General features: G+C 63.2%; 27 protein-coding genes and 2 pseudogenes. 20 read left to right on the plus strand and 9 right to left on the minus strand.

Annotated features, from left to right (window positions below):
- Together ACLQI9_RS16220 and ACLQI9_RS16225 are read right to left on the minus strand one after the other, a co-directional pair.
- Positions 1-1,252 (minus strand): annotated as a pseudogene (locus ACLQI9_RS16220) (ornithine decarboxylase); the annotation flags it as partial.
- Between the two features lie 273 nt (positions 1,253-1,525).
- Positions 1,526-2,581 carry a ketopantoate reductase family protein gene (locus tag ACLQI9_RS16225; RefSeq protein WP_442391923.1) on the minus strand — a complete coding sequence of 352 codons (1,056 nt, stop codon included), beginning with the start codon at positions 2,579-2,581 and terminating at the stop codon, positions 1,526-1,528.
- Between the two features lie 125 nt (positions 2,582-2,706).
- Here ACLQI9_RS16225 and ACLQI9_RS16230 point away from each other — a divergent pair, with 125 nt between their 5' ends.
- Positions 2,707-3,666: an MBL fold metallo-hydrolase gene (locus ACLQI9_RS16230; protein ID WP_442378454.1), complete on the plus strand. Its 960-nt coding sequence runs from the start codon at positions 2,707-2,709 to the stop codon at positions 3,664-3,666.
- 1 nt (position 3,667) lies between these two features.
- On the opposite strand, the gene ACLQI9_RS16235 is transcribed toward ACLQI9_RS16230, so the two are convergent.
- Positions 3,668-4,291, minus strand: coding sequence for an alpha/beta hydrolase fold domain-containing protein (locus ACLQI9_RS16235; RefSeq protein ID WP_442378455.1), 624 nt, complete (start codon positions 4,289-4,291; stop codon positions 3,668-3,670).
- The gene (locus tag ACLQI9_RS16240) at positions 4,281-4,538 is read right to left on the minus strand and encodes a hypothetical protein (RefSeq protein WP_442378456.1); all 258 of its coding nucleotides are present in this window, start codon (positions 4,536-4,538) and stop codon (positions 4,281-4,283) included. Before ACLQI9_RS16240 ends, ACLQI9_RS16235 begins: the two co-directional genes overlap by 11 nt.
- A gap of 185 nt (positions 4,539-4,723) precedes the next feature.
- On the opposite strand from ACLQI9_RS16240, the gene ACLQI9_RS16245 reads away from it, so the two are divergent.
- The 5 genes from ACLQI9_RS16245 (at position 4,724) to ACLQI9_RS16265 (ending at position 8,044) form a co-directional block, all read left to right on the plus strand.
- Positions 4,724-5,227, plus strand: coding sequence for a MarR family winged helix-turn-helix transcriptional regulator (locus ACLQI9_RS16245; protein WP_442378457.1), 504 nt, complete (start codon positions 4,724-4,726; stop codon positions 5,225-5,227).
- 172 nt (positions 5,228-5,399) lie between these two features.
- Positions 5,400-5,768 carry a nuclear transport factor 2 family protein gene (locus ACLQI9_RS16250; protein ID WP_442378458.1) on the plus strand — a complete coding sequence of 123 codons (369 nt, stop codon included), beginning with the start codon at positions 5,400-5,402 and terminating at the stop codon, positions 5,766-5,768.
- 4 nt (positions 5,769-5,772) lie between these two features.
- Positions 5,773-6,630, plus strand: coding sequence for an oxidoreductase (locus ACLQI9_RS16255; RefSeq protein WP_442378459.1), 858 nt, complete (start codon positions 5,773-5,775; stop codon positions 6,628-6,630).
- Between the two features lie 35 nt (positions 6,631-6,665).
- Positions 6,666-7,043, plus strand: a complete 378-nt coding sequence (locus tag ACLQI9_RS16260; RefSeq protein WP_442378460.1) for a DoxX family protein — start codon at positions 6,666-6,668, stop codon at positions 7,041-7,043.
- Between the two features lie 11 nt (positions 7,044-7,054).
- Positions 7,055-8,044, plus strand: a complete 990-nt coding sequence (locus ACLQI9_RS16265; protein ID WP_442378461.1) for a zinc-dependent alcohol dehydrogenase — start codon at positions 7,055-7,057, stop codon at positions 8,042-8,044.
- A 36-nt stretch (positions 8,045-8,080) separates the two neighbouring features.
- On the opposite strand, the gene ACLQI9_RS16270 is transcribed toward ACLQI9_RS16265, so the two are convergent.
- Both ACLQI9_RS16270 and ACLQI9_RS16275 read right to left on the minus strand, forming a co-directional pair.
- Positions 8,081-8,377, minus strand: coding sequence for a hypothetical protein (locus ACLQI9_RS16270; protein WP_442391924.1), 297 nt, complete (start codon positions 8,375-8,377; stop codon positions 8,081-8,083).
- 20 nt (positions 8,378-8,397) lie between these two features.
- On the minus strand, positions 8,398-8,706 hold the full coding sequence (locus ACLQI9_RS16275; RefSeq protein ID WP_442378463.1) for a TetR/AcrR family transcriptional regulator: 309 nt from the start codon (positions 8,704-8,706) through the stop codon (positions 8,398-8,400).
- 293 nt (positions 8,707-8,999) lie between these two features.
- Here ACLQI9_RS16275 and ACLQI9_RS16280 point away from each other — a divergent pair, with 293 nt between their 5' ends.
- A complete protein-coding gene (locus tag ACLQI9_RS16280) occupies positions 9,000-9,287 on the plus strand; it encodes a hypothetical protein (protein ID WP_442378464.1) in 288 nt (95 codons plus the stop codon).
- A gap of 324 nt (positions 9,288-9,611) precedes the next feature.
- Here the strand turns inward: ACLQI9_RS16280 and msrB are convergent, their stop codons facing one another.
- The gene (msrB, locus tag ACLQI9_RS16285) at positions 9,612-10,109 is read right to left on the minus strand and encodes a peptide-methionine (R)-S-oxide reductase MsrB (RefSeq protein ID WP_442391925.1); all 498 of its coding nucleotides are present in this window, start codon (positions 10,107-10,109) and stop codon (positions 9,612-9,614) included.
- A 35-nt stretch (positions 10,110-10,144) separates the two neighbouring features.
- Here msrB and ACLQI9_RS16290 point away from each other — a divergent pair, with 35 nt between their 5' ends.
- Entirely contained in the window at positions 10,145-10,573 is a 429-nt protein-coding gene (locus ACLQI9_RS16290; RefSeq protein ID WP_442391926.1) for a ribonuclease domain-containing protein, read from the plus strand.
- On the plus strand, positions 10,570-10,890 hold the full coding sequence (locus tag ACLQI9_RS16295; protein WP_442381060.1) for a barstar family protein: 321 nt from the start codon (positions 10,570-10,572) through the stop codon (positions 10,888-10,890). Before ACLQI9_RS16290 ends, ACLQI9_RS16295 begins: the two co-directional genes overlap by 4 nt.
- Before the next feature lie 24 nt (positions 10,891-10,914).
- Here ACLQI9_RS16295 and ACLQI9_RS16300 read toward each other — a convergent pair whose 3' ends face one another.
- Positions 10,915-12,225, minus strand: a complete 1,311-nt coding sequence (locus ACLQI9_RS16300; RefSeq protein ID WP_442391927.1) for an NtaA/DmoA family FMN-dependent monooxygenase — start codon at positions 12,223-12,225, stop codon at positions 10,915-10,917.
- A 298-nt stretch (positions 12,226-12,523) separates the two neighbouring features.
- On the opposite strand from ACLQI9_RS16300, the gene ACLQI9_RS16305 reads away from it, so the two are divergent.
- The 4 genes from ACLQI9_RS16305 to ACLQI9_RS16320 all read left to right on the plus strand — a co-directional run bounded on the left by ACLQI9_RS16305 (position 12,524) and on the right by ACLQI9_RS16320 (position 15,454).
- Positions 12,524-13,564, plus strand: a complete 1,041-nt coding sequence (locus tag ACLQI9_RS16305; protein WP_442381106.1) for a glycoside hydrolase family 6 protein — start codon at positions 12,524-12,526, stop codon at positions 13,562-13,564.
- Between the two features lie 98 nt (positions 13,565-13,662).
- Complete coding sequence (locus tag ACLQI9_RS16310) at positions 13,663-14,685, plus strand: fused (3R)-hydroxyacyl-ACP dehydratase subunits HadA/HadB (RefSeq protein ID WP_442381064.1); 1,023 nt, start codon at positions 13,663-13,665, stop codon at positions 14,683-14,685.
- Between the two features lie 35 nt (positions 14,686-14,720).
- Positions 14,721-15,149 carry a ribonuclease domain-containing protein gene (locus tag ACLQI9_RS16315; RefSeq protein ID WP_442381066.1) on the plus strand — a complete coding sequence of 143 codons (429 nt, stop codon included), beginning with the start codon at positions 14,721-14,723 and terminating at the stop codon, positions 15,147-15,149.
- A complete protein-coding gene (locus tag ACLQI9_RS16320) occupies positions 15,146-15,454 on the plus strand; it encodes a barstar family protein (protein ID WP_442381068.1) in 309 nt (102 codons plus the stop codon). The genes ACLQI9_RS16315 and ACLQI9_RS16320 overlap by 4 nt, the downstream gene beginning before the upstream one ends.
- A 613-nt stretch (positions 15,455-16,067) precedes the next feature.
- Here the strand turns inward: ACLQI9_RS16320 and ACLQI9_RS16325 are convergent.
- Complete coding sequence (locus tag ACLQI9_RS16325; protein ID WP_442391928.1) at positions 16,068-17,168, minus strand: C1 family peptidase; 1,101 nt, start codon at positions 17,166-17,168, stop codon at positions 16,068-16,070.
- Between the two features lie 104 nt (positions 17,169-17,272).
- Between ACLQI9_RS16325 and ACLQI9_RS16330 the strand changes: the two genes are divergently transcribed.
- From ACLQI9_RS16330 to ACLQI9_RS16360, 7 genes and pseudogenes are all read left to right on the plus strand, one after another.
- Positions 17,273-17,590: a protease inhibitor I42 family protein gene (locus ACLQI9_RS16330; protein ID WP_442381072.1), complete on the plus strand. Its 318-nt coding sequence runs from the start codon at positions 17,273-17,275 to the stop codon at positions 17,588-17,590.
- Between the two features lie 59 nt (positions 17,591-17,649).
- The gene (locus ACLQI9_RS16335; protein ID WP_442391929.1) at positions 17,650-18,738 is read left to right on the plus strand and encodes a hypothetical protein; all 1,089 of its coding nucleotides are present in this window, start codon (positions 17,650-17,652) and stop codon (positions 18,736-18,738) included.
- 244 nt (positions 18,739-18,982) lie between these two features.
- Positions 18,983-19,249, plus strand: coding sequence for a hypothetical protein (locus ACLQI9_RS16340; protein ID WP_442381076.1), 267 nt, complete (start codon positions 18,983-18,985; stop codon positions 19,247-19,249).
- 14 nt (positions 19,250-19,263) lie between these two features.
- Complete coding sequence (locus ACLQI9_RS16345; RefSeq protein WP_442381078.1) at positions 19,264-20,475, plus strand: M14 family zinc carboxypeptidase; 1,212 nt, start codon at positions 19,264-19,266, stop codon at positions 20,473-20,475.
- A gap of 112 nt (positions 20,476-20,587) precedes the next feature.
- The gene (locus ACLQI9_RS16350; RefSeq protein WP_442381080.1) at positions 20,588-21,427 is read left to right on the plus strand and encodes a hypothetical protein; all 840 of its coding nucleotides are present in this window, start codon (positions 20,588-20,590) and stop codon (positions 21,425-21,427) included.
- 12 nt (positions 21,428-21,439) lie between these two features.
- Positions 21,440-23,479, plus strand: a complete 2,040-nt coding sequence (locus ACLQI9_RS16355; RefSeq protein ID WP_442381082.1) for a DUF6603 domain-containing protein — start codon at positions 21,440-21,442, stop codon at positions 23,477-23,479.
- Positions 23,476-24,057 (plus strand): annotated as a pseudogene (locus ACLQI9_RS16360) (hypothetical protein); the annotation flags it as partial. The gene ACLQI9_RS16355 and the pseudogene ACLQI9_RS16360, both read left to right, overlap by 4 nt.

Consider the following 24,057-nt stretch of genomic DNA (forward strand, 5'->3'; position numbering starts at 1 on the left):
CGGCCATCATCATGCCGTAGTGGTGCGACTGGTGGCAGTTGCGGTCCAGCAGCACGATGTCGCCGGGCGCCACCAGCGCCTGGGTGACGATCTTGTTAGCCGTCGATGTTCCGTTGGTGACGAAGTACGTGTGCCGCGAGCCGTACGCTTTCGACGCGAGCTGCTGGGATTCACGCAGCGGACCGGTCGGCTCCAGCAGAGAGTCAAGACCGCCGCACGTCGCCGACGTCTCGGCCATGAACACTTCCAGGCCGTAAAAGCCGACCATGTCCTTGATCCAGTGCGAATTGACGATCGACTTGCCCTGCGAAATCGGCAGGGCGTGAAAGACACCCGTGGGCCGGTGGCTGTACTGCTTGAGCGCGCTGAAGAACGGGGTGCGGTAGCGCGCCTCCACGCCCTGCAAGATCGACAGGTGCAACTCGAGCATGCCTTCCCGGGCGTGAAACACCCTGCGGAAATACTGACCCAGGCGCCCGGCGATGTCCTCCACCTCGATCTCGGTCATCAGGTAGAGGTCGAGCTCGGGGCGCAACTTCGCCATGGATGTGGCGAGGATCTGTGCGCGTTCCTCGGGCGAATAATGATCGGCCAATTCGTGCGACACCCCGTCATCGACGAACTCCGACAGGGACGACAGATCCCGAGTCGATTGGTGCGAAAAGCGCCGCCGGATCACCACGGCCTGCAGGTTCACGTTCAGCCGTGCCGCGATGAGAGCCTCGTCGCCGCTACCCACCACCACAAGTTCGTAGACGAATTCGTCGTCCGGACGTCGCCATTTGCGGACCTCGTTGCGCAGCGCGTGTTCTTGGGCTTCGGTCATCTTCTCGACGACGAGCACTTCGAAATAGGGGCGGTCGCGCTCTGCTTCTGTCTGACGCTCGAGCGTGCGCGGATCGGACGGAAACATGTCCAGCTCGTCGGCGCCGGCGTTCTCCACGTCGCCGGAGCGGTACGACTCCGTGGTCAGCGCTCGGTTAACCCGCGCAACCGCTTGGCAGAACTTGTCGTAACTGCCTGTGGCAAAAAGTCGCTGAACTCGCGCGAATTGCGGCGAGCCGGGGTAGGCCCAATAGGGTTCCAATGTGCCCAGGCGAGCCAGTAATTCCTGGCAGGCTGCCACGCATTTTTCTTTCAGTTCTCCCGCGGTGTCCGAGCGCGTCAGCCGGTCAGCGGCCTCCTCCAAGCGACACCACGAGTCGCTGCGGACCTGCCACAGACTGTTGTAAGCGCGCAAATGTTCCGTCATGACGGCCCCTTCCCGAGTCGCGGCGACTCCTGGTCTCCCGGAGCGTCGGTATCAAGGCTTGCAGACCCAGCCCGCCCTCTGGTGACCAGCAGACAAACACTGGGCATCCGTCGCGTGACCGCCTGAGCAGACACCGACTACTCAGGCGGTACGGGTGGCGACAGCGGCGGCGGCCACCAAGCAAGCGTCACACCGGCCGGGACGAGCGCTGCCACGACATCGTCGGCAGCCGTCGGCACCTAGGTGACTCAGGCGTGCTGAGCCAGCTTGTGTTCACCTGAACAGTTGGGCGAGTTCTGCCGCCGAATAACGGCTTGGCCCAAGGCCGTTGCGGACCGCAGAACGCGCCACGCGTGCTACAGCGGCATTCAGTGGTGCCGTGATGCCATGGCGGTGAGCGATCCGGACGATCTCGCCGTTGAAGAAGTCGGTCTCGACGTTGCCGGTGTTGCGGCTCAACGACTGCCACGTGGAGTTGCTCGCCCCGGTATTCCGTCCGGGTACCGTGCGGACACTCGGTCCGTCCGCCCGCGCGGCCGTGGATATCTCGAACGAGACCCACTCGATTCCGGCGTGCCGCAACACATTCTCACCTTCACTGCGCAGCGCGGCCTCCACCGCGCTTGTGTCAGCCGCCTCGGCGGCCAGGGCGCCAACAGCATTGCCGAGGTTGCTCAACAGCTTGTTGTATTTCCAGGGGGCGACGTCGTCGGGAGTACGCACCCGGATCCCTGCGGTGGTCCACGCCTCGGCGAGGCCCGACAACAGGTCGGCGTCGTCCTGCGTGCTGATCGACGCTGGCCACCGTGCGATGTGGAACTGGCCTGCCACCGGCCACGCCCGCACGATCACCTCCCCGGGCTCGAGGTGCACCGCCGGCAACCAGACACAGATACCAAATACCCGCCGGAAGTAGCGCAGCGCTTTCTCCTCGGCGGCAACACCGTTGAGGGCGGTCATCGCCGGCAGGCGCTCACCCGCGGTCCCGACCAGGTCATTTGGGCCGTTCGGCCCAAAGACCGGCTGGTCCACCCATTCCTGGAGAGCCGCGTCGAGTTGCTGGGTCTTCGTCGCGAAGACCAGCACGTCGCGATCGGTCAACCGCACATGCTCGGGCCCGGACGCCGCGGTGACCGGCGTGTGGAAGGTACCGTCGGCCGTTCTCAACGTCATGCCCGCGATCGCCAAGACTTCCGCGTGTCGACCCCGTGCCACCAGCACCGTGGCAGCACCGGCCCGGGCCAGCAGCGCGCCCAGGGTGCCGCCGATCGCACCGGCACCAATGATCACGTATCGGTGGTCGTCTCGAGGGGTCGCTGGCTCATCCAATGCCGCACCTTCCGTCGCTTCCGGACTTTCCCGCTATTGAGCGAGGTTACGTATCCCCGTTGCCATAATGACAGCGTCCACCAACGACGCTGCCAGCAGGAAACACCACACGGACGGGGTCTGATATGTGCGGATCGCTGCTTCAGCACATCAAGCCAGGACGCCACCTGCCGTTCGCTCATCCACGGCTAGACCGCTACCGGAAGTACCTGGAGCGGCCGGCGGAGCCGGCGACCACGGGGCTGAAGGCGCACTTCCTCGGGACGAGCTCGGTGCTACTCAGTGACCAGAACACCTCCATCCTCTCCGACGGCTTCGTGACCAGACCCGGGCTGTTGAGTCTGCAGTTCGGCAAGATCAACCCGAATCGCCAATTCGTTCGCGATGCGATCGACCGCCTCGACGTGGCAAGCTCATTGGCCGCGGTGTTCTGCGCACACTCGCACTACGACCACGCGATGGACGCACCCATCTGGGTCAACGAGACCGGTGCCGACCTCATCGGTTCGCAATCGACCGCCAACATCGGACGTGGCCTGAACGTACCCGAGACCTCCCTGAAAGTGGTCACGGACGGACAAACCTTGTCCTACAACGACTTCGAGCTGACCTTCGTCCATTCGGTACACAGTCCCGGCGACCTTTCCCCCGGTGTGGTCACCGAGCCGCTCGTCCCGCCGGCGCGCACCCGTACGTGGAAGAGCGCCACCTGCTACTCCGTGTTGGTCAACCATCCCCAGGGACGGATCCTGATTCACGCCAGCGCCAATTTCGTTCCCGGAGCGCTAGCCGGGCACCGCGCTGACGTCATCTACTTTGGCGTCGGCTTGTTGGGTAAACAATCAGACGAGTTCATCAACACCTACTGGGACGAGGTCGTCGTCACCACCGGAGCGCGGCGGATCATCCTGGTGCACTGGGACGACTTCTTCCGCACCCTGGATCACCCGTTGCGCCCGCTGCCCTATCTGGCCGATGACTTCAACGCCACCATGAACCGGCTACTCCCGCTCGCCGAACGAGCAGGCGTCGAAGTACTCATCCCGACTCCATGGCAAGCCACCAACCCACTGGCCAATCACTAAGCTAAGTCTTGAAAAAGGCGGCCAGGCGTTCGACGGCCGCAGCGGACTCTGGTAGCCCGGCCGAGATGAAGACCGGCCAGACGTGAATTCCGTGTCGCCAAGACTCGAAGGACACGTCGACACCAGCCGCGGTGGCGGCATCTCGGATACGGGTGGCATCGTCGTAGAGAATCTCGTTCTCACCGACCTGGATGAGCATCGGGGGGAAACCCTGCATGTCGGCGAAGATCGCAGAGCAACGGGGGTCGCGCGGATCCGCCCCGGCAAGGTAGTCGACGACGCTGGATTCGAGCATCTCACGGGTAACCAACGGGTCCAGGTGTTTACGTTGCTCGATGGAGGCGCCGCCGAAAGTCAGGTCAGCCAACGGCGAGAGCAGAGCGATTCGTTCGGGAAGCGCCAAGCGTTGATCGCGGGCCGCGGCGGTGACGGCGCTTCCGGAATCGACGGCGGTGGGCCGTGCCCGAAGGTAGCCAATGAAGGCCTGCAACAGCTGCGACGGACCGTCACCGCGCGGACCCGTGATGACGGTATAGAGCTCGGAGATGAGCCCGCTGCGCACGACGGCCACGTCGAACCCGCAGACCACTGGCTCGCCTCCTGGCGGCCCCAGCTCAAATGCCATGTAGCCCAGTCCCAGGTGTTTCGTAGACAGGACCTGCTTTGGTGAATACCAGCCCTTGCATTTGCGATTGCAACGCTGTTGCCTTGGCGTCTAAGGCTTCACGACCGACCGTGCTCCCCTCGTCGTCCGTCCATCGCACATCAGGGGAGTAGATGGTGTTGATCATCGCAGCCCGGCGACCCGCGTCGCGTTCGTTGAAGACCCCGAGCAAATTCGCTTCCATCAAGCGACTGATGGTCTCCGTCATCGTGAGTCCTTCCCGCCCGCTTTGGCCTCATCACTATACGTGATATATCATTTAAAAAGCGGCGCTGATGTTCGTATTCGCTCCCGGTCATGCCCTACTGGCGGCGGTCAGTCGCGACGCGTCGAAGGGGTTTCCGGCGGTGATCTGGATATCCTGGGCGGATAGCCGGAGAAGGAATAGCCGAAGTGTCACGTAGTCAGCGCCGGAAGACCGATCAGGGCCCTTGGCTGTCGCCGGCCGAGCTGCAAGCCTGGCGCGCGTTCATGCGCGTGCAGATGCGGATGAATTATGAGATGAATCGGCAGCTGCAGAGTGACAGCGATTTGTCTCTTGCCGACTACCACGTTCTGAATGCGCTAACCGGTGCGCCTGGCGGCCGCCTGCAGGTCTCTGACCTGGCGGCGCTGATCGGTTGGGAACGCAGCCGCGCATCGCATCAGCTGCGCCGGTTATGCGAACGCGGCCTCGCTGAGCGGGTTCCATCGCAGGATGACCGCAGGGCAACCGATGCGATTCTGACAAAGGCCGGTCGCAACGCGATCGACGCAGCAGCTCCGGGTCACGTGGCGTTGGTCCGGCGCCTGTTCTTCGACCCGCTGCCCGACGAGCTGCTTGCGCCGCTCACCGCGGCGCTGGAACACATCCACGTACACTTGAATTTCCATAGCTCCTTGCCGCCGGTTCCCTGATGAGTAGCTGCCGACGCTAGAGGGCGGCGCTTGACGGGTCCAGGTCCTGCCCGCTCGCTGGCTAGACCATCTGTGCCCTGATATGCATTCCACCGCACGGCCATCTTGCGAGTAACATGATGTATCACGTATCGTGGTTGCCACGCTGCCCCCTTGTGAGAGAGGGACCCCTATGCGTGCAACAACGCGTGCCCAGACGCTCAACCTCTTCGTGTTGGTCGACGCGATGGACGTTGCTGCGTTGACCCCACTTTTTGCTGAAGATGGACGGGTCGTGTTCGGCAACAGCCAGCCGCTGGTTGGCATCGGGGAGATCCATATAGGCCTAACCAACTTCTACGACACGATCGCCGGCCTGCACCACGAGGTCGTGCGGGAATGGAACGTCGACCGAGACACGATCGTCGAGCTGAAAGTCACCTACGACCGCAAGGACGGTCAGCAGGTCACCATCCCGTGTGTGACGATTTTCCATCTCGACGCTGCCGGCAAGATCGACGCGTACCGCGTCTACTTCGACGTTGCGCCAATTTATGCCTAACCGTGTGTCTCGCTATCCCCTTGCCGACAAGGCGGTTTGGCGCGTCGGGTATGGCGCGATGCAGCTGGCCGGAGACAACGTCTACGGTCCGCCACGGGACCGTGATGAAGTCATCGCAGTGCTACGGGCCGCGGTGGAGGCCGGGGTCGATCACATCGACACCGCGCAGTATTACGGGCCAGGGGTGGTCAACGAATTGATCCGTGAGGCGCTTCACCCCTACCCCGACGGTTTAGCCTTGGTCAGCAAGGTGGCGGCCCGCCGCGACGATTCGGGAGCGGTGCTGCCCTACGACGAACCCGACCAGCTGCTGTCCGGCATATACGACAACCTCACGACACTGGGAGTCGAGCAACTTACCGCTGTCAACTTACGGGTGCTCGACAACGCCGCACCCGATGCCCGGTTCGTTGATCAGCTCGGCGCGCTGGTCACAGCCCGGGACAAGGGACTGATCGGCGGAATTGGGATCAGCAATGTCAGCCGCGCCCACCTGATGCGGGCGCTGGACGTCACCGAAATCGTCTGCGTGCAGAACTTCTTCAATCTCGCGGCCTGTGAGAGCCTGCCCGTCTTGGAGGAGTGTTGCGCACGGGAGATCGCGTTCGTGCCGTTCTGTCCGTTGGGCTTTCCTACAGCGCAGCGCGACGAGATCCTGAACAACTCGGTCGTGGCCGGTGTCGCCGATCGCCACGAAGCGAGCGCCGCACAGGTCGCCCTCGCGTGGTTGCTGGCCGTCGCACCGAACGTCCTGCTGATTCCGGGAACCCGCACTCGCGGCCACCTAACCGAGAACCTTGCCGCGGGCGGCCTATCGTTGAGTGACCGCGAGATCGAAGTCCTCAACCAGGAATTCGGCTGACAAGTGTTAAACATGAAAACAATGAGGAGGTCTGGATGAACCTAGCGCTGTGGATTATCGCGATCGTCCTTGCGGTGGGTTTCGCCGCAAGCGGGCTGATGAAGATACTTCGCACCAAGGAGCAACTCGTGGCGTCCGGCTTCGGCTGGGCACAGGACTTCAGCCAGTCCACAATACGGCTCATCGGGGTCCTCGAGATCCTCGGCGCAATCGGGCTAATCCTGCCGGCCGCGCTGCACATAGCGCCGATCCTGGTGCCGCTGGCCGCAATCGGGCTCGCCCTGACGATGGTCGGTGCGGCCGTCGTGCACGCTCGGCGCAAAGAAGCGCCGATGATCGCGGTCAACGCGGTGCTGCTTACGCTCGCCGTCATCGTGGCCTGGGGCCGTCTCGGGCCGTATTCGCTTACGTGACAATGCCCGCGGTGGTACTCACCGCTGACGGACGGATCGCACTACAGGATCGACCACGCCCCACGCTGCGACCCGATCAGGTCCTCGTCGAAGTCGATCTGTGCGGCATCTGCGGCAGCGATCTGCACGCCCCCCAGCTGCCGCAGGTGTACCGCGGTGACTGCATCCTCGGACACGAGTCCACCGGTCGGATCGCGGCAGTCGGCCACGACGTCGCAGACTGGGCGATCGGCCAGCGGGTTGCGGTCAACCCCAACGGCAACGTGGACGGGACGTGCGTGTACTGCCGCTCAGGGCGGCCGAACTTCTGTCGACAAGCCACCTTGGAGACGGCGCTAGGCCTGCAGGCCGATGGAGCGCTGGCGCCGCTGATGGCTGTCTTCCCCGGACACCTGCGCCGAATCCCTGACGAGCTGGGGACTCTCGAGGCGGCCTGGGTCGAGCCGACGGCGACCGCGTTGCGAGCGGTGGACCTCGCCGGCGAGCTGTCGGGGCGGACGGTATTAGTGACCGGCGGCGGTCCAATCGGGCAGCTCGCCTGCAGGCTCGCTCACCTCAGATCGCCCGCACGAATCCTTCTCATGGAGCCCGCCGCGCAACGGGCCGAGTTCGCGAAGAGTTCCCATGCGGTGTCGATCGCCGCCGACGCCGACACCAGCGGACTGGAGGTCGATGTCGTGCTCGAGTGCTCGGGCAGCGCCGCCGCGACCTCTACCGCACTGAAGCTGCTGGCCCCCGGCGGCATCCTGGTGGTGGTCGGGGCGGGACCCGACCCTGGCCTGGATTCGGCCACGATCCTGCTCAAAGAGATTACGGTGCGGGGCTCGTACATTTACACCGACGAATTCGACCGCGCTATCGAGCTACTGGCCGCTCGAGAAATCGCCGTTGCGGACCTCACCACGGTCATCAGTCCACTAACCGATGCGCTGACCGCGTTCGACGCGCTTCGCGCCGGCCGAGTCATGAAAGCCCTCATCTCCCCGGCCACCCAGCCGTAATCGTGATCGGCTGTGCATGCTGTGCGGCGCGCCTAATCAGTCATCCTCTTGCCACGGGGCCTCGCCCATGACTTCTGCGAACGTCTCGGATAGGTTCGCCACCATTCGCTCCGATGGCCAATCATCTTGGCGCGGATCGTAGTTGGGTGGCATGTGAAGCTGGCCGATGTAGGCGCCGGCTGCGATGGCCGACCACATCGTTACCGCGCGCTGCACCCGCCGATCTTGGGAATCGAATCCCATCCGGCCCGCGAGCGCCTGCGTCAGCACCCGCTTACGGACTGCAGACGCTTGCTGTTGCAGATGCGAGGTTGAGGTGACGACGCGCCCCATCGCCAGCATTCGATCACGCGTTATGACACCGCGGCCAAATCGATGATCGCGCCCAACAACTCGATGGTCGCGATCAGCATCGCGTGCTCTGGGTCGACGTCGGCCTGAACGTCGCCGAGTGCCGCGGCGGTGGCCTGCAGCAGGTCATCGACAACCGACATGATGGCCGCATCCTTAGTCGCGAAGTGGCGTTCAAAGTCAGCTGGCGTTACGTCGGCCGCGGCGGCGATCTGATCCACGGTGGTGGCGTCGTACCCCTGGCCCATGCAGAGATCCAGGGTGGCATCGACCAGCCGCTCGCGGCAGTCCTCATCCCGATCGCCGGGCATTCGCGTTCTCTTTCCCCAAATCTCCTGAAATCCCCACCCCAACCGCGCCTCAAACTTAGCGGTGGGTAGCGAACGCGACAACTAAATCGCCGTGTCAGGTGTCGTGGATATTTCAAGCCAGAATTGAACACGAAGTTTGCGGATCTACATCCACAGCGGCCACCAGCTACTACGCCAACGTTTTCGGTCCTGACCGATGTATCTCTGTTACCGGAACGTGGCCGACACGTACTGATTGTTGAGTAGCTTTACCACTCGGCCGATCTAGTGCTTTTACGAAGCAAGAGGGATACATGGATTTCGAGGGCGGACATACCCGACACCTCCTGACACTGGCTCAGCGGGCACTACAGGGCGACAACGTCGACAAGGGAATGGTCTGCACGGCCGCGATCAGGGTCATCGACAACCCTCCTCGGGATGGCATCTTGCGCAGTCTGGCCGACCACGTATGTCAGGCCGTCTTTGACTGGGCTTGCTTCCAGGGCTCCAGTGCACGGCTCGAGGGTGTGGTCGAGAGCTACAAGACCGCCGCCAGCGCCCTGCACGTCGAGGTGCAGCTCAACAATCTGCGGCACTAGCGTCGTCAACTTCCCGCTGAGCATCGGACGCGAAACGATCCGCGGCAACGTATCCAAGCGCGCCCGCAAGGACTGCGAACTTGATCAGAGCGGCGACTTGCGCACGCCGTGCGTCAACGGCAACTCGCGTGCGGCGAAGTACGTTCAGTAACGAGACTCCCTCTATCGCGTCGGCGACGACGGCAACAATCACAGTTGCGGGCAAGACAGCCGGATGGCCACGCCGCCGACGGACGCCGTCGACAAGCAGCGCCGTGAATGTGCCGTAGGTTGCCATGTATCCGAAATCGAGCCGTTCGTCGCCCAGGATTCAGCGTGGTGGGCTCAGAGGGCCTCGAAGGTCATGGCGACGCCGTTCATGCAGTACCGCAGGCCGGTCGGCTGCGGTCCGTCGTCGAACACGTGGCCGAGGTGGCCTCCGCATCGGCTGCAGAGAACTTCGGTGCGCATCATGCCTAGGCTGGTGTCTGGGCGTTCGAGCACCGCGTTGTCCAGGGCCTTCCAGAAGCTCGGCCAGCCGGTGCCGCTGTCGAACTTAGTGTCCGAGGAGTAGAGGTGCTGCGCGCAACCCGCGCAGCTGAACACGCCGTGACGGTGTTCGTCATTGAGCGGGCTCGTGTACGGAGTCTCGGTGCCTGCGTTACGCAACACGTCGTATTGGGCCGGGGTAAGCAGGTTTCGCCACTCGGCGTCGGTGTGGGTCACGACGAAGCCGGTGTCAGGCGATGCCGACGTCGTACCCGCGGCGCAGGCCCCTATCGTGACCATCGACATCGCGGTCACGCCTGCGGTGATGAAGAATCGCCGTCTCGTCACGTCCATGGCGTCAGTATGTAACCCGGAAGCGAGGAGCGCAGGTGGGTCGACGCAAGTTGGCACTTATCGCGTTCTGCGCACTCATCGTCATCTTCGGCGCATGGGCGTTAGCGCGGACCCATTCTTCCGCCCCGGCACCGACGACAGTCAGTGGTGTCAGTGAGCCGACGTGCCCGATGGCCACCCTGCCCCCGGAGGTGGTCGACACCGTGAGGCGCATCCACGCAGGCGGCCCCTTCCCGTTTCCGCACAGTGACGGTGCGGTGTTTGTTAACCGCGAGGGGCATCTGCCCGAGCAGCGCAGGGGGTACTACCACGAGTACACCGTGATCACCCCGCGTGCCCGAGACCGGTTGCTGAGACGCATCGTCACCGGCGGAGCACCACTGACCGATCCGACCCAATACTTCTACAGCGGCGACCACTATGACTCGTTCTGTCTGGTCACTGGCGCGGGAACGCAACGATGACGCGAGAGCCAGACGCAAACCTACCTGTGATCTTCCGAATCGACGGCCGAAAGATCAGATCAGCCAACGACTTCTATCGCGAGATCGGATCCTCCGTCAACGGGCCCGGCGGATACTTCGGACGCAATCTCGACGCACTGGCCGACTGCCTGCGGGGCGGATTCGGCACCCCCGAAAATCGGCCTTACGAATTCGAATGGCAACACAGCGCGCTATCGCAGCACTACCTCAGCGACGTGCACTACGGGCAGCGCACATTGTTCGATGCGATACAAGAAGTCTTCAACGATGCCGGGGTAACGCTGAAACTTATGTGACACCTCTGTGGGCACGCGGATTTTCTATCGGGACGGCCGCGTAAGCCCAAGGTGATTGCGCAACGTCTGGCCGGTGTACTCGGTGCGGAATCGGCCACGGCGCTGCAGGATCGGCACGACATGATCGACGAACGCCGTTAGTTCATGCGGCAGTGTCGATCCCATGAACGTGAATCCATCGACCGCACCCGCGTCCTGCCAAGCGATCACATAATCGGCCAGCTGCTCGGGTGTGCCGATGAAATGCATCCCCCCCGCGCCGCCAGCCACTTGCTGGGCGATCTCACGCAAGGAAGCGTCGGGTCGCGCACGCGCGGCCGCATAGAGCTGCTCGGCGCGGGTTGACGGTGTCGACTGCTCTGCCCAGAGCTCGGCGCGCAGCGGAACGTCCGGATCGAAAGCATTTGGGTCGAGCCCGGCCGTGTATAAGGCGTTTTGCCATCGAAACTCCGGACTTGCCAGGTCTTCGAGCTGCTGTGCTCGTGCCCGAGCCTCAGCCACTGTGCCGCCCAGCGTCACCATCAACGCGGGCAACACCAGCACCTGGTCGGGCTTACGGCCTACGGCTGCGGCCTGCGCGTGGAGATCGGCCCGGAAGGCAACCGCGGCGTCGAGCGATGGCGGCCCGGAGAACGCCACCTCGGCGTATCGCGCGGCCAGCCCGACGCCTGCTGCAGACTGCCCTGCTAGAACGAGCACCGGGTGCCCCTGGGGGCTGCGGGGAAAGGGCAGGACCCCTTCGACGTCGTAGTACTGGCCGTGAAAGCGCGGCGCGTGCAACTTGCCGCGGTCTGCCCACACGCCGCGTTCGCGGTCACCGATGACCGCGTCGTCCGCCCAGCTGTCCCACACACGCGTCGCGGCCTCGACGAATTCGTGGGCGCGCGCATACCGATCGGCACGCTCAGGATGAAACCGTTCACCAAAATTTGCCGCCGCCAGTGGCGTGACGGTGGTGACGATGTTCCAGCCGGCGCGACCGCCACTGAGATGATCCAGCGTTGCAAATCGGCGGGCGAGATCCCACGGCTTGCTGTAGGTCGTTGAGCCCGTCCCGATCAGCCCGATCCGGCTGGTGACCGCTGCCAGCGCCGACAGCACCGAAATTGGGTCGAATTGCGTCTGAGGGAGGTATGTAGCTCGGTATTCCGCGATGGCGATGTTGTCGGCCAGGAAAATCGAGTCCATCAAGCCGCGTTCAGCGATCCGTGCGATATCCGTGTAGTAGGACATGCCGAGGACGTTGCGAACGTCGTCGTCGACCAGACGCCACGCGGCTTCGTGATAGCCGTTGGGCCAGATGAATGCATTGAAGTGCAGCTGTTGCGTGCTCATTGGTTCGGCTTCCTACTCACCCGAGCAGCAACACGGCTTGGAGTAGGAATAGTCCTCCGGCCACTGGCGGGCGCGCACAACGCTGTTCCGAACTAGTGCCGTTCGGCGCTGGCCGGGCCGACTGCTTGCTGCTCAGCTTTCGCGGAGCGAGTGACGGGACTCGAACCCGTGTATACGGCTTTGCAGGCCGCTGGCGGTCCATGATTTCGCTCGACCCGATCATTTCTGCGCGTCAGCGCAGAAGGCGCTCCCGCCGTCTTAACGCCACCGGTCCGCGACGTCTATTTGTCGTTGCGGACTGGCGCTTATTGCTTCGCAACAATATGTTTTCCGGGTGGTCTCCTCAGTTGCCAGCGCAGTCGCGCGGTGGATTGTCCCCTTCTTGGCGGTTGCGAGCGTTCTTGGCATGGGTTGTTATGCCGCCCCGACGCAGGTCGGTCCCGCCCCGGCGGTCCTCCTAGTCGACGACGCAAACCCGTTTGCCGGAAAGCCCTTCTACGTCGACCCCACGTCGCCGGCCACGGCCGCCGCACATAACGCCAATCCGCCGAGTCCAGAACTCAACGCGATCGCCAACACACCGCAGGCGCACTGGGTCGACCCGGGGGTTTCTTCCGCTGCGGTCGCCGGGTACGTCGGCGCGGCCCAGGCCGCCGGCAGCATGCCGGTGCTGGCGCTTTATGCCATTCCACACCGCGACTGCGGGAGCTTCGCAGCGGGTGGATTCGCGACGGCCGCAGACTATCGCCAGTGGATCGACGGCGTCGCAGCCGCTGTGGGGTCCTCGCCAGCGGCCATCATCGTCGAACCCGATGCACTCGACATGGCCGACTGTCTATCGCCTGGCCAACGCGACGAACGCTACGGCCTGATTCGCTACGCCGTTGACACGCTGACCCGCAATCCGGCCGCTGCCGTGTACATCGACGGAGGGCACTCACGCTGGTTGAGCGCAAACGAAATCGCAGCCAGGCTCAACCAGGTCGGTGTAGACCACGCGCGGGGTTTCAGCCTCAACACCTCAAATTTCTTCACAACCGATGAGGAAATCGGTTACGGCGAAGCGGTTTCGGCGCTCACAAAAGGTGCGCACTACGTGGTCGACACCTCGCGCAACGGCGCCGGACCCGCGCCCGACGCCCCGCTCAATTGGTGCAATCCCAGCGGCCGGGCACTCGGCGCCCCGCCCACGACCGCTACCGCGGGTGCGCATGCTGACGCCTACCTCTGGATCAAGCGTCCCGGTGATTCCGACGGATCATGCGGACGAGGCGAACCGGGGCCGGGCCACTTCATGAACCAGTACGCCGTTGACCTAGCCCGCGCCGCGCACCAGTAGGGAGCTCCAGCCAGATCGCCGTGTGTTGCCGCGGTGCGCCCGTTAGTGTGCTGTGGTCGGCCTCAGCGAACAGGCCGACAGAAAAGTTGAACACATTCATGACTGCACCAGCAGAAGCGTCGGCGCTCGAATCGCGGGTCGGCCACTACTACCAGATGGACGGCACCTACCTGGTCGGCCGCGAGAAGGTACGCGAGTACGCCCGCGCAGTGCAGGACTATCACCCCGCGCACTGGGACGTCGCCGCCGCCGCTGAGCTGGGTTATTCGGGCCTGGTGGCGCCGATGACGTTCACGTCGACCCCGGGCATGACCTGCAATCGCCGCATGTTCGAGCAGGTGGTAGTCGGCTACGACGCCTACATGCAGACCGAAGAAGTCTTCGAGCAGCACCGCCCGATCGTGGCCGGCGACGAACTGCACGTCGACGTCGAACTGACGTCGGTGCGACGAATCGCCGGCAGAGACCTAATCACCGTGACCAACACCTTCACCGACACCGCCGGCGAGCGGGTGCACACCCTGCACACCACCGTTGTCGGTCTCACAGCAGAGGACGTCGATCCGGCGATCAAGACGGCCGTGCAGAAGACGATGATGCACGACGTTGACATCTTCGGAATCGGCGAATCCGAGTACCAGAAGACGGTGCGCCCCGAAGGCGAGATACGCATCGCCGAGGACACCACCCGTACGCCGGGGACGCCGTCCTTCGATGACGTAGCGGTAGGCGACGAGCTACCGGTGCACCACACCCGACTGTCCCGCGGCGACCTGGTGAACTACGCGGGTGTGGCCGGCGACGCCAACCCGATTCACTGGGACGAGGACATCGCCAAGCTGGCCGGGCTGCCCGATGTGATCGCCCACGGAATGCTCACTATGGGTTTGGGTGCCGGATTCGCCTCCGCATGGTCGGGCGACCCCGGCGCGGTTACCCGCTACGCGGCGCGGCTGTCTGCGCCCGCGATCGTATCGGCCGCCGAGGGCGCCGACATCGAGTTCAGCGGCCGGATCAAGTCCCTGGACCCTGATACCCGCACCGGTGTCGTCATCGTCGCCGCGAAGTCCGGCGGCAAGAAGATCTTCGGTCTGGCGACGTTGAACGTCCGCTTCCGCTAGCCCTTGGCAGCTCTACCAAGCAGCGAGGAGCGCGGATGGGTCGACGCAGGTTGGCACTTGTCGCGCTTGTCGCGCTCATCGTCATCTTCGGCGGATGGATGTTGACGCGCACCCATGTTTCCCACCCGGCACCGACGACCGCCAGTGGAGTCAGCGAGTCGACGTGCCCGATGTCCACCCTGCCGCCCGAGGTGGCCGACACCGTGAGGCGCATCCACGCAGGCGGCCCCTTCCCGTTTCCGCGCAGTGACGGTGCGGTGTTTGTTAACCGCGAGGGTCATCTGCCCAGGCAGCGCAGGGGGTACTACCACGAGTACACCGTGATCACCCCGCGTGCCCGAGACCGGTCGCTGAGGCGCATCGTCACCGGCGGAGCGCCGCTGGCCGATCCGACCCAATACTTCTACAGCGGCGACCACTACGACTCATTCTGTCTGGTTACTGACGCGGAAAAGCAACGATGACGCGAGAGCCAGACGCAAACCTACCTGTGATCTTCCGAATCGACGGCCGAAAGATCAAGTCGGCCAATGACTTCTATCGCGAGATCGGGTCCTCGGTCAATGGCCCCGGCGGATACTTCGGACGCAATCTCGACGCATTGGCTGACTGCCTGCGGGGCGGATTCGGCACCCCGAAAATCGGCCATACGAATTCGAATGGCAACACAGCGCGCTGTCGCAGCATTATCTCAAAGATGTGCGCCGCGGGCAGCGCACGTTGTTCGATGCGATACAGGACGTCTTCCACGACGCCGGAGTACCGCTGAACCTTAGGTGATGCCAGACAGCTAAGGCGACTCTTCGAAGCCCACCGGCCGCTCGGAGAACTCGAAGCGCGCCGACCATGACGACTGTAGGTTCTCATCTCCGGTGTCATATCGCGATCCCTTGAACTGCGGCGATGCAAGTCTTCTCACGTGATGTCATCTGCGCCCGCTCACTAAGGCGCGCGAATCACCAGCAATGTCCATCTAAATGGTCAGAGAGACAATGCATTTCGCCGTCAAAAGAACTACGTTGTCGAGATGCGGGAAAGACTGACAGGACACGCCTACCTACTTTCGCAAGATCTCGGCGTGTCGCGACGGCTTGAAAATCCTCGCTGCATAAGCCGAGCTCGGCGGCGGCTTCCGCGCTTGCCTATAAGGCCTGACGCAACCTTGAAACATGGGACGCTTCGAGCATCCGCTTCCTTTGACCTTGGCTGCCGACGCTGCAGACCGGTCGTCCTGTTAGTTTGCGGACAATAGACTTCGGCGGATTCCTAAGTAGTTCAGACGGTGCCGTCGTGGTTCGCTCACCGGTCTTACCTGTATGGGTGTGCACCAGGCCGTTCAACCACGTCGACGGCCGAACGCCGCAATTCAGTGCGTAGGTGGCTTACTGAGCGCGGTGCGCAGATGCGGGGTGTCCGCAGTTTTCGCATTTGGTTGCGTTGGCGGCTGATCGATATTCGTGGCAGCGGGTGCACATACTGCAGGTGGCGGGGTAGTCGATCTCTGTCGGCGGGGGAGGCGGAGGCGGGGGTGGCGGGTCTGGCGCGGGGATGGGCCAGACGGCAGAGTTGATGGGTGCATCGATCGCCCACATTTCGGCGTCGATACCGCAGTTTTGGTAGCCGATCCGGAAGAATCCGCCTTCTCCCCAGTTCTGGCCCCAGGAGTTTTTGGCGATCCAGCACTGCTGGGCATTGGAGTAGCCGACGATGCTGACACAGTGGCCGCCGACCGCCGCACCCGAGGTGGCCGAATTGTATTCGTACACACCACCTGTGTAGTGATAGTAAAAATCGGAATACACCGTGAAGCAGGCGGTGAGCGGACCGTTAAGGACCAACTCGCGTTGCATGTCCACGACTGCGGACACGATGTGGGTGGCGCTGACCTGTGTCAGCTTGTTGTTGGCATCCGGGCATAGATTGCATGCCTGATTCGCGGCGGTATAGGGAAAGCAGTCTTCGGGAACCACGCCGGAGGGCAGGCAGGCGAAAGCTTGGTCGGGCCACCAGCCGCCCACCGGGCACGCGACCGCACCGTTCGACGGCCCGTAACAGAAAAAGAGGTGGGCTTCGGACAACTGCACGCCGGCAGAAGGATTGGCCAGCGCCATCAACACACGCGATTCGAACGTCGCGATCGTCCCAAACGCCACGCACGACCCGCACGACCCTTGATCCTTGATCGGTGTGACGTAATTAAAGCCCCCGCTGTTGCGCCAATCCCAGCTCGCTGGAAGGCCGGCCCCGGAATCTGCTTGCGGCCGAGGCTGTGAGCGCGCCCGCAGTTCGCGTTCGGCGAGGCTGGTCGATGGCGGTACCGCGCCCAGGCGGTAGCCCATCAGGGTCTCGGAATGATCAGTGTTGTCCGTGACGCCGGCTTGCCAGCGCAGGCCGGCTCGGCGAATGTCTTGCTGCAATGCCTCGAGATCAAGACCCATCGGGATCTCCCGTTCCTCGATAGTTGGCCGCTGATGAACCCGCACTCATGACTGCCAGCGAGTAGCATTCTGGCTTGTCACACCAGATGAGGTGGCTTTATGGACAAAACGGTGGCACGCGCCGCACCCGCGAACCTCGCCGTGGCGCCATGACCGCCATTCCCACACACCTTGTCCTGTCCGTGGGGCAACACGTTGCTGTCGAGTTGCCCCGACTCGGCGTCACCGGATACGCATGGGCTGCAAAGATCACCGGTAACGACGGTGTCGTCGACATCGAATGGACGCGGGGACTTGCGCCAAATTCGCCGCTACCGCCGGTGGGTGCCAGCGCCCCCGAAATCGCCACCTTCATCGGAGTCGCCTCCGGGACCACCACCGTGCAGCTCTTTCAACACCGACCCTGGGAACCACCAGAACAGTCAACGCTTGCCGACCTGATCAGCGTGGAAGTGAGGGATCCATAGTCAGCACCCCACTGCGCGGCGAGCACCCTCGGCGGCCCGCGCTCATGCGAGGAGAACCCATGCTCTTCCCGGACACCTACCCCGACCTGCTGACCACCGACGACACCATGGCCGAAGCGCTCACCGAGGCCGCGGCCCAAACCGCCACCCAATTCCCCTCGGTCGCAGTCAATTCCACCGCGGCGGTCTCGGTGGCCGCCGTTGAGAACTCCGATGACTCTGACCCGCCGACATTCGCCTATGCCGGACTGCGCGATACCGCCATGTATTTTTCGGCGAGCCTACTGAAGGTCTCGGCTATGTTGGCCGCCTTCGAGTTACGGCAAAGCGCCGGCGAGATCGCCGCCAACGAAGCCAGCTGTGATGCCGCCACCGTGTTCAGTGATCTTCAGAACCAATTCGATCAAGACATCGAGAACTCAGTTCCGCTGCTACTCAATACGCCTGGCATTACCCATGCGATGCGCGTACCGACGTACTCGGCCGTGTTCGCCGCACCCCAGTCCGCACCGAACGGCGGCTGCCAGTTGACGTTTGGCACCACCTTCGCCACCAACATGCGCGGCATGATCGTCGACAGCAACAACAACCAAGCCGCCGCCACCATCCAGGCGCTGGGCTACAGCTGGATCAACGGACTGGTCTCCAACGGGGGCTTATTCGACCAGTCAGCTAACACCGGCATCTGGCTGGCCGGCACCTTCCTCGGAACCATGCCAGCCGTGCGCATCCCCTCGGTCAATGACGGACCCTCAGCCCAAGCCACCACCACCATCGACATGACCCGCTTTCTGGCATTGCTGATCGAAGCCGACACCCTCGACGAGCGCAGCGACGAGGGCATCAGCGCTGAGATGCTCACTCTGCTTTCGGATGCGCAGTCGGTCGGCGACTCCTCCTGGATGACCACTGATGCGCGGCCTGGCTACACCGGGATCGGCGACGGATTCACCATCACGCACTGCAAAATCGGGCTCGGGAATCTGAAGGCTGGTCCCGAAATTGCCTCAGAGGCAACGATACTGAGGCACGACGACTCCGACACTCAGTTCCTTGTGGTCTGGCAAAACGTCGCCAACACCGCTGCAGCGCAAAACGCCATGTCGTTTCTGGTGCGCACCGCCATCCTCAACTACTTGAGCACATAGTGACACCTTCTGCGACGCTGCGACCCTGTGATCGTGCGGTAACTGTTCACTTCAAACCCGTCCCGAACACGCCACCGCGCTGCTATAAACCTTTCAACGAAAGGGGTGCTGCGCATGATCGAATCCCGGAACTTCGACTGCGCCCAGGTCCCGATGCGCACCCAGATGGGTTGGCTCGCAAGTTTTCACGTTCGAACCGTGGCTAGCCACCGGGCTCGTCACTCCGGATTAGGCGGAGTCCTCGATGAGTAGCCCTGCAGGTCCGGTGTCCGGTGTGTTGATCACCGGATCAGCCGACTCACTGAGCCCTCTTGCCACCGCCGATGGCATCAATTTGGTGCGCGGGAGCGCTATCGAACAAGACGACGACACCTGGACAGTCATCGCCTACGCAACTCAGAAAGCGATATCGGACTTGCAGAACTCAGGCATTGACGTGACCGTGACCATACTCGCTGATCACGACATCCTGCAGGAGCGCTGGGACGCCCCGCAGGAACAAAACGAGTAGCAGACAGACACGCCATGGATTACAGGGACTCATCATCGATCGACAGCGCAGTCAAAGATTTAGTATCGAAGCACCCCATCACCTGCGGCACGTTTTACCTCGACAACCAGACCTGTAACGGTATCAGCGTTCCGGTGCTGCGTATCCAGGCCAATCCGCAGTCAACAATTCCTGTGCTATTTACCGGCGGCGTACACGGCTGCGAGCTCGTACCGCCCGACGCGCTGCTCAGTTTTTGTAGCAAGCTGCTGATCGCGTTCGACACGCCGGACGACATCACCTACCCACTGTTTACCGATGTCGGCGGCATCACCTACGAGCCGTACACCATCGACAACGCCGCGGTCACACGGATTCTGAACAAATTCAGCCTCTTCGTGGTCCCATGCGCCAATCCCGACGGCCGCGATTACTCGCTGTCGGTAAACGACGACGACCATAAATTCTGGCGCAAGAATTACCGACGCGACGACGATAACTGCCCCGGTGTGGACATCAACCGCAACTTTCCCCTAGCGTGGGATGCTGACACCTACTACACGGCTGCAGCGGCATTGAAGGTCAACACGTCGAAAGATCCCTGCTCTCCGGTATTCCGTGGTTACACCCAGGCACCACCGCCGAGCCTCGCATCGACCGAGCCTGAGACCCAGAACTTGATCAACCTGGTTGCCCAACAACGTATTCGGTACCTGGTTGATGTTCACATGTTGGGCCGAACAATCTTGTATCCGTGGGGGATGGAGATCGACCAAAGCACCAACGCGTCCCAAACGTTTTTCAACACCGCCTACGACCACCAGCGTGACGGAAAGTTGGGGAGCGTCTACGGCGAATACGTCCCCAACGGTGGCCCAGACCCGCGCCACCAGCTATTGGACAAGCTGCGCGAGCTGGCGGACTCGATGGTCACCGCCATTGCTCGTTCGGCAGGGTCCGATTCGACAGCCGTGGCACGCTCCACCTACACGGCCAAGCAGTCAATCGGTTTGTACCCCACCACAGGCGCTTTCGATGACTACACGTTCGGCCAGCAATTCCTGAACCCGAACCCGAACCCCGACACCACCTACGCGTTCACGCTGGAGTGCGGCTATGAGCGCGTCACTTCCGCGCGTAGCGTCGATGATGACGGCGGCTTTACCCCTGTCTTCACGAAACAATATCCCAAGGTGGAGCGTGAAGTGCACACCGCACTCTTCGGCCTTCTCGCCGCCATCAGCTAAGCCCTTGCTGCGTGGGTGAACATTTTGTCTCAAATCCCGCGCCCGCTAACTGAACGCCGTAAAGTTTCGGCTCTGAGCTGCCGTGTGCGTTGGGCGCGGAAATGAGGAGCCGATGGATGCCAGCGATCCGCAGTCACTCGCGTCCTCTCTGGCATCCATGCTCAACTACGCTGTCACGCAAGCACAACAAGACCCAAATTCTGTGCTGCAGGACCTCTTCAATGGGCTGCCTGCTCTCAGCGGACAATCCAGCCAGCTGCCCGATGATGTGGTGGATAGCTTGCGCGGGAAGTGCGATCCACTGGACTGGTGGTCACTGCTGGTGTTCGTGATGCTCAGGATTGAACAGCCGTTGCGACCGTCGGTGTGGGTCGGCGCCGCCCAGCCTGATGGCTGGGCGAAGATGCTGACCCTGAACTACTCACCCGACGCTCAGTGGGGGGCACCACCCACACCGCCCGTGCTGACCGTCGGCTTGGCGGTGACCGACAGCGGTCCCGGTCTCAGTCAGGGTGTGTGGGTCAATGTGGCCAAACCATTTACTCATGATATTTCCTATCCGCCGTCACTGCGGCTGGCAGCGACGTTGTCGGGCAAGGGAACCGGCACGTGGACATGGGAATACCCGTTTAATCACCCGCCCGCAGCCGTAGCACCTGCCGGCGTGTCAGCCGCGGTGAGCGTCTCGTGGGCTCCGGGCTGGTCCGGCCAGCAGACCCCCGTCTACGACTTGTCACTCGGCGGGTTGTCGGCATCCTTACAGCTGGGATCATCCGATCCCAACTATCGTCTGCAGGCCGGGTTGGGGCCATTTGGCGGCACGCTGACACCACAAGGAGTACTGGGCGACGGATTGGCGTCGCTAGCCAAGCTCGGTGACATCAGCGTGCACTACAACCCGTCTCTGGTCATCCAGCAGGGCGTTCCACCGTCATTTAGCCTGGGCAGCTAGGCGACACGCGCCATGACCGACGACCAGAACCTCCCCGTGGAGCTCGGTTTTGCGCTGTCGGCGACCTTCGGCGACGGCGGCGGGGGTCCAGATCCGGTCTTCAGCATCAAGGCGGGCGTCGTTGCCGACGTGACCGTTGGCCTCCCAGGGATCACCATCTGTGTGAGCGGCATCGAACAGGACATCACGGTCATCGAGTTCGGACCCACCGCAACGGGTTTCACGTTTGCACTGCCCACTTGGCAGACACTGACGCCGAGCGGTTCGCTCAGTCTCGACCTGCCGGCCATCAGTGGCAGCGGAGAAGTGGTGTCCGCAGCGGACGGGTCTTGGTCGGGTGGCCTGCAACTAGCCATGGCGGCAATGGCCATCGACGCCTACGCCGTCATCGGCCCGAAAGAGCCACTGTCGCTGGCTATCGTATTATGCGCCCGCTTTCCACCACCGGGGATCCAGATCGGGTTCGGGTTCGCGGTCTCAGGGGTCGGAGGGGTGCTGGCCGTCAACCGGCGAAGCGACCGCGACGCATTGACCGCGGCCATCCTGGACGGCTCCATCGATAAACTTCTGTCTGCTGGCGACGCCCAGGACGACTCTGCCCGCATCATCGCCAACCTCCCGGCGTTGTTCCCCGACAGTCCCGGCCAGGTGGTCGTCGGTCCCATGCTGGAAATCACCTGGGGGGCAGGGCTTCTCACGGCAGACGTGATGCTGATCATCGAGTTGCCGAATCCGCTGCAGATATCGCTGATCGGCCGGCTCCTCGTCGACCTACCCTTCGACGAGGACGGCGATGACGACATCGCGATGATTCACCTCGAGGCCCGCATCGCGGCCATCGTGACCCCCAGCGTACCTGAGGTCCGAATAGTAGCCAGCCTCAACGGGTCTCGCATTCTGTTCTTCCCGATTACCGGGGATCTGTTCCTGCTGATACGTGGTGGTCCGGAAGCGACCTTTGTGTTCTCGGCCGGCGGTTTTCACCCGGCCTTCACCCCGCCACCCAACGTGCCGCCCCTGCAGCGCGTCAGCATGACGATGATGCTGGCACTGATCGAACTGCGCTTGGCCTGCTACGTCGCCGTCACGACCTCCAGCGTTCAAGTCGGCGCCGCGGTGGACCTGAACGCAAGTGTCGCCGGCTGCGGCTTGCACGGCAACTTCAGCTTCGACGCCCTGATCGACTGGAAACCAGAGTTCCACTTCCTCGTCGACGTGCACATCGCGTTGTCCGTGGAAGTGTTCAGCAAAAACCTCTGCGGCGTTGCCTTCACCGGATCACTCAGCGGGCCCGGGCCCTGGCATCTGCACGGCAGCGGAGAGGTCGAAGTGTTGTGGTTCAGCATCGAGCTGCCGATCGACGCCACGTTTGGCTCCGCGCCGCCGCCCGCGCCGCCTGCGCCACTTAACGTTGACCAACTGCTGATCGCCGAGTTGAACCGACCCGAATCGTGGACCATTCGCCCGCCCGCCACCATCGCCGACGGCGTCACCCTGACGCCCACCGCCCACGCCGACCTCGCAGCGGCCAAGGTCCTTCACCCCGGCGGCGGGCTGCAGGTCGCCGAACGTCTGGTGCCGCTGGGGGTTTCGATCGAGCGATATGCCGGTCAAACAGTTCAGCCCAGTCCGACATTTTCGATCCGCACGGTGTATTTCGGTGATCAACAAGGGCCGCCAACGGCAACGGTCTCCGACAACTTCGCCGACGGCGCCTATAGGGCGTTGCCTGTCGAACAACAACTCACTGTCAACGGGTTCAGCAGCTATCACGCCGGCGTTCAAATCACCCCAACCGGACTGATGTGCAGCCTTGTCGAGCCGCCAGTGTCCAAGGCGTGGGATGACATCATCGTGAACGGTCCCTCCTCGACCGGCAGCACACTGTGGCCGATCAGCGGTCTCGCGGCTTTGGTGCCCGCCCGCGGACCTGCCGTAGCGAACACCATTGCCGGCAACCCCATCCGCGTGCTCCAGACACCGCCGCCGGCGACCGCCCCCGCAACCGCAGTCCGCGGACCAATGGCGTCGCCCACCTGGGAGCGGCGATGAGCGAACCGCTGAACTTCGCGTCGTGGGTGCAGCCCGCCGCTGCCGGTGCGCTGCCGCCCGACGACGCGAACAACGATCCCATCGCGCCGAGCTATCCCCCCATCGACCCCCCATTGCAGGTCGGCGTTCAACTCACCAGCAATCTTGGCGACTCGACGAGAATCAATGCGCCGCAAGGAAACCCGCAAGGAAACATGCGGCTGCTGGGCCCAGGCGACGTCGTGGGCATCGATCCCGCGCAGATCGTGCGTCGTTTTCCATCGCCGGATACCGCGGGCAGCAACACCACTCACTTCGCGTTTATCGACTTCGCCGCCACCGACCTGCCGTGGCGCTTCTCACCGGTCACTGCGACCCCGACGCCCAGCGGTACCGGGCCGGCCGAGAACCGGTTGCGGCCCTGGCTGGTGCTCATCGCCGTCACCGCCGACAACCAAGTCAGCACCGATGGCGGCTGCCCGCAGATCAGCGTGCCGCCCGACCAGCTGCCCGACCTGAAACAAAGCTGGGCGTGGGCGCACGCTCAGCTCGACGACCCAGCGGACTGCAGCACCGGCCGGTCACGCCTGCTGTGCCCG

The sequence above is a fragment of the Mycobacterium sp. genome (assembly GCF_052143115.1).
Lineage (GTDB): Bacteria > Actinomycetota > Actinomycetes > Mycobacteriales > Mycobacteriaceae > Mycobacterium.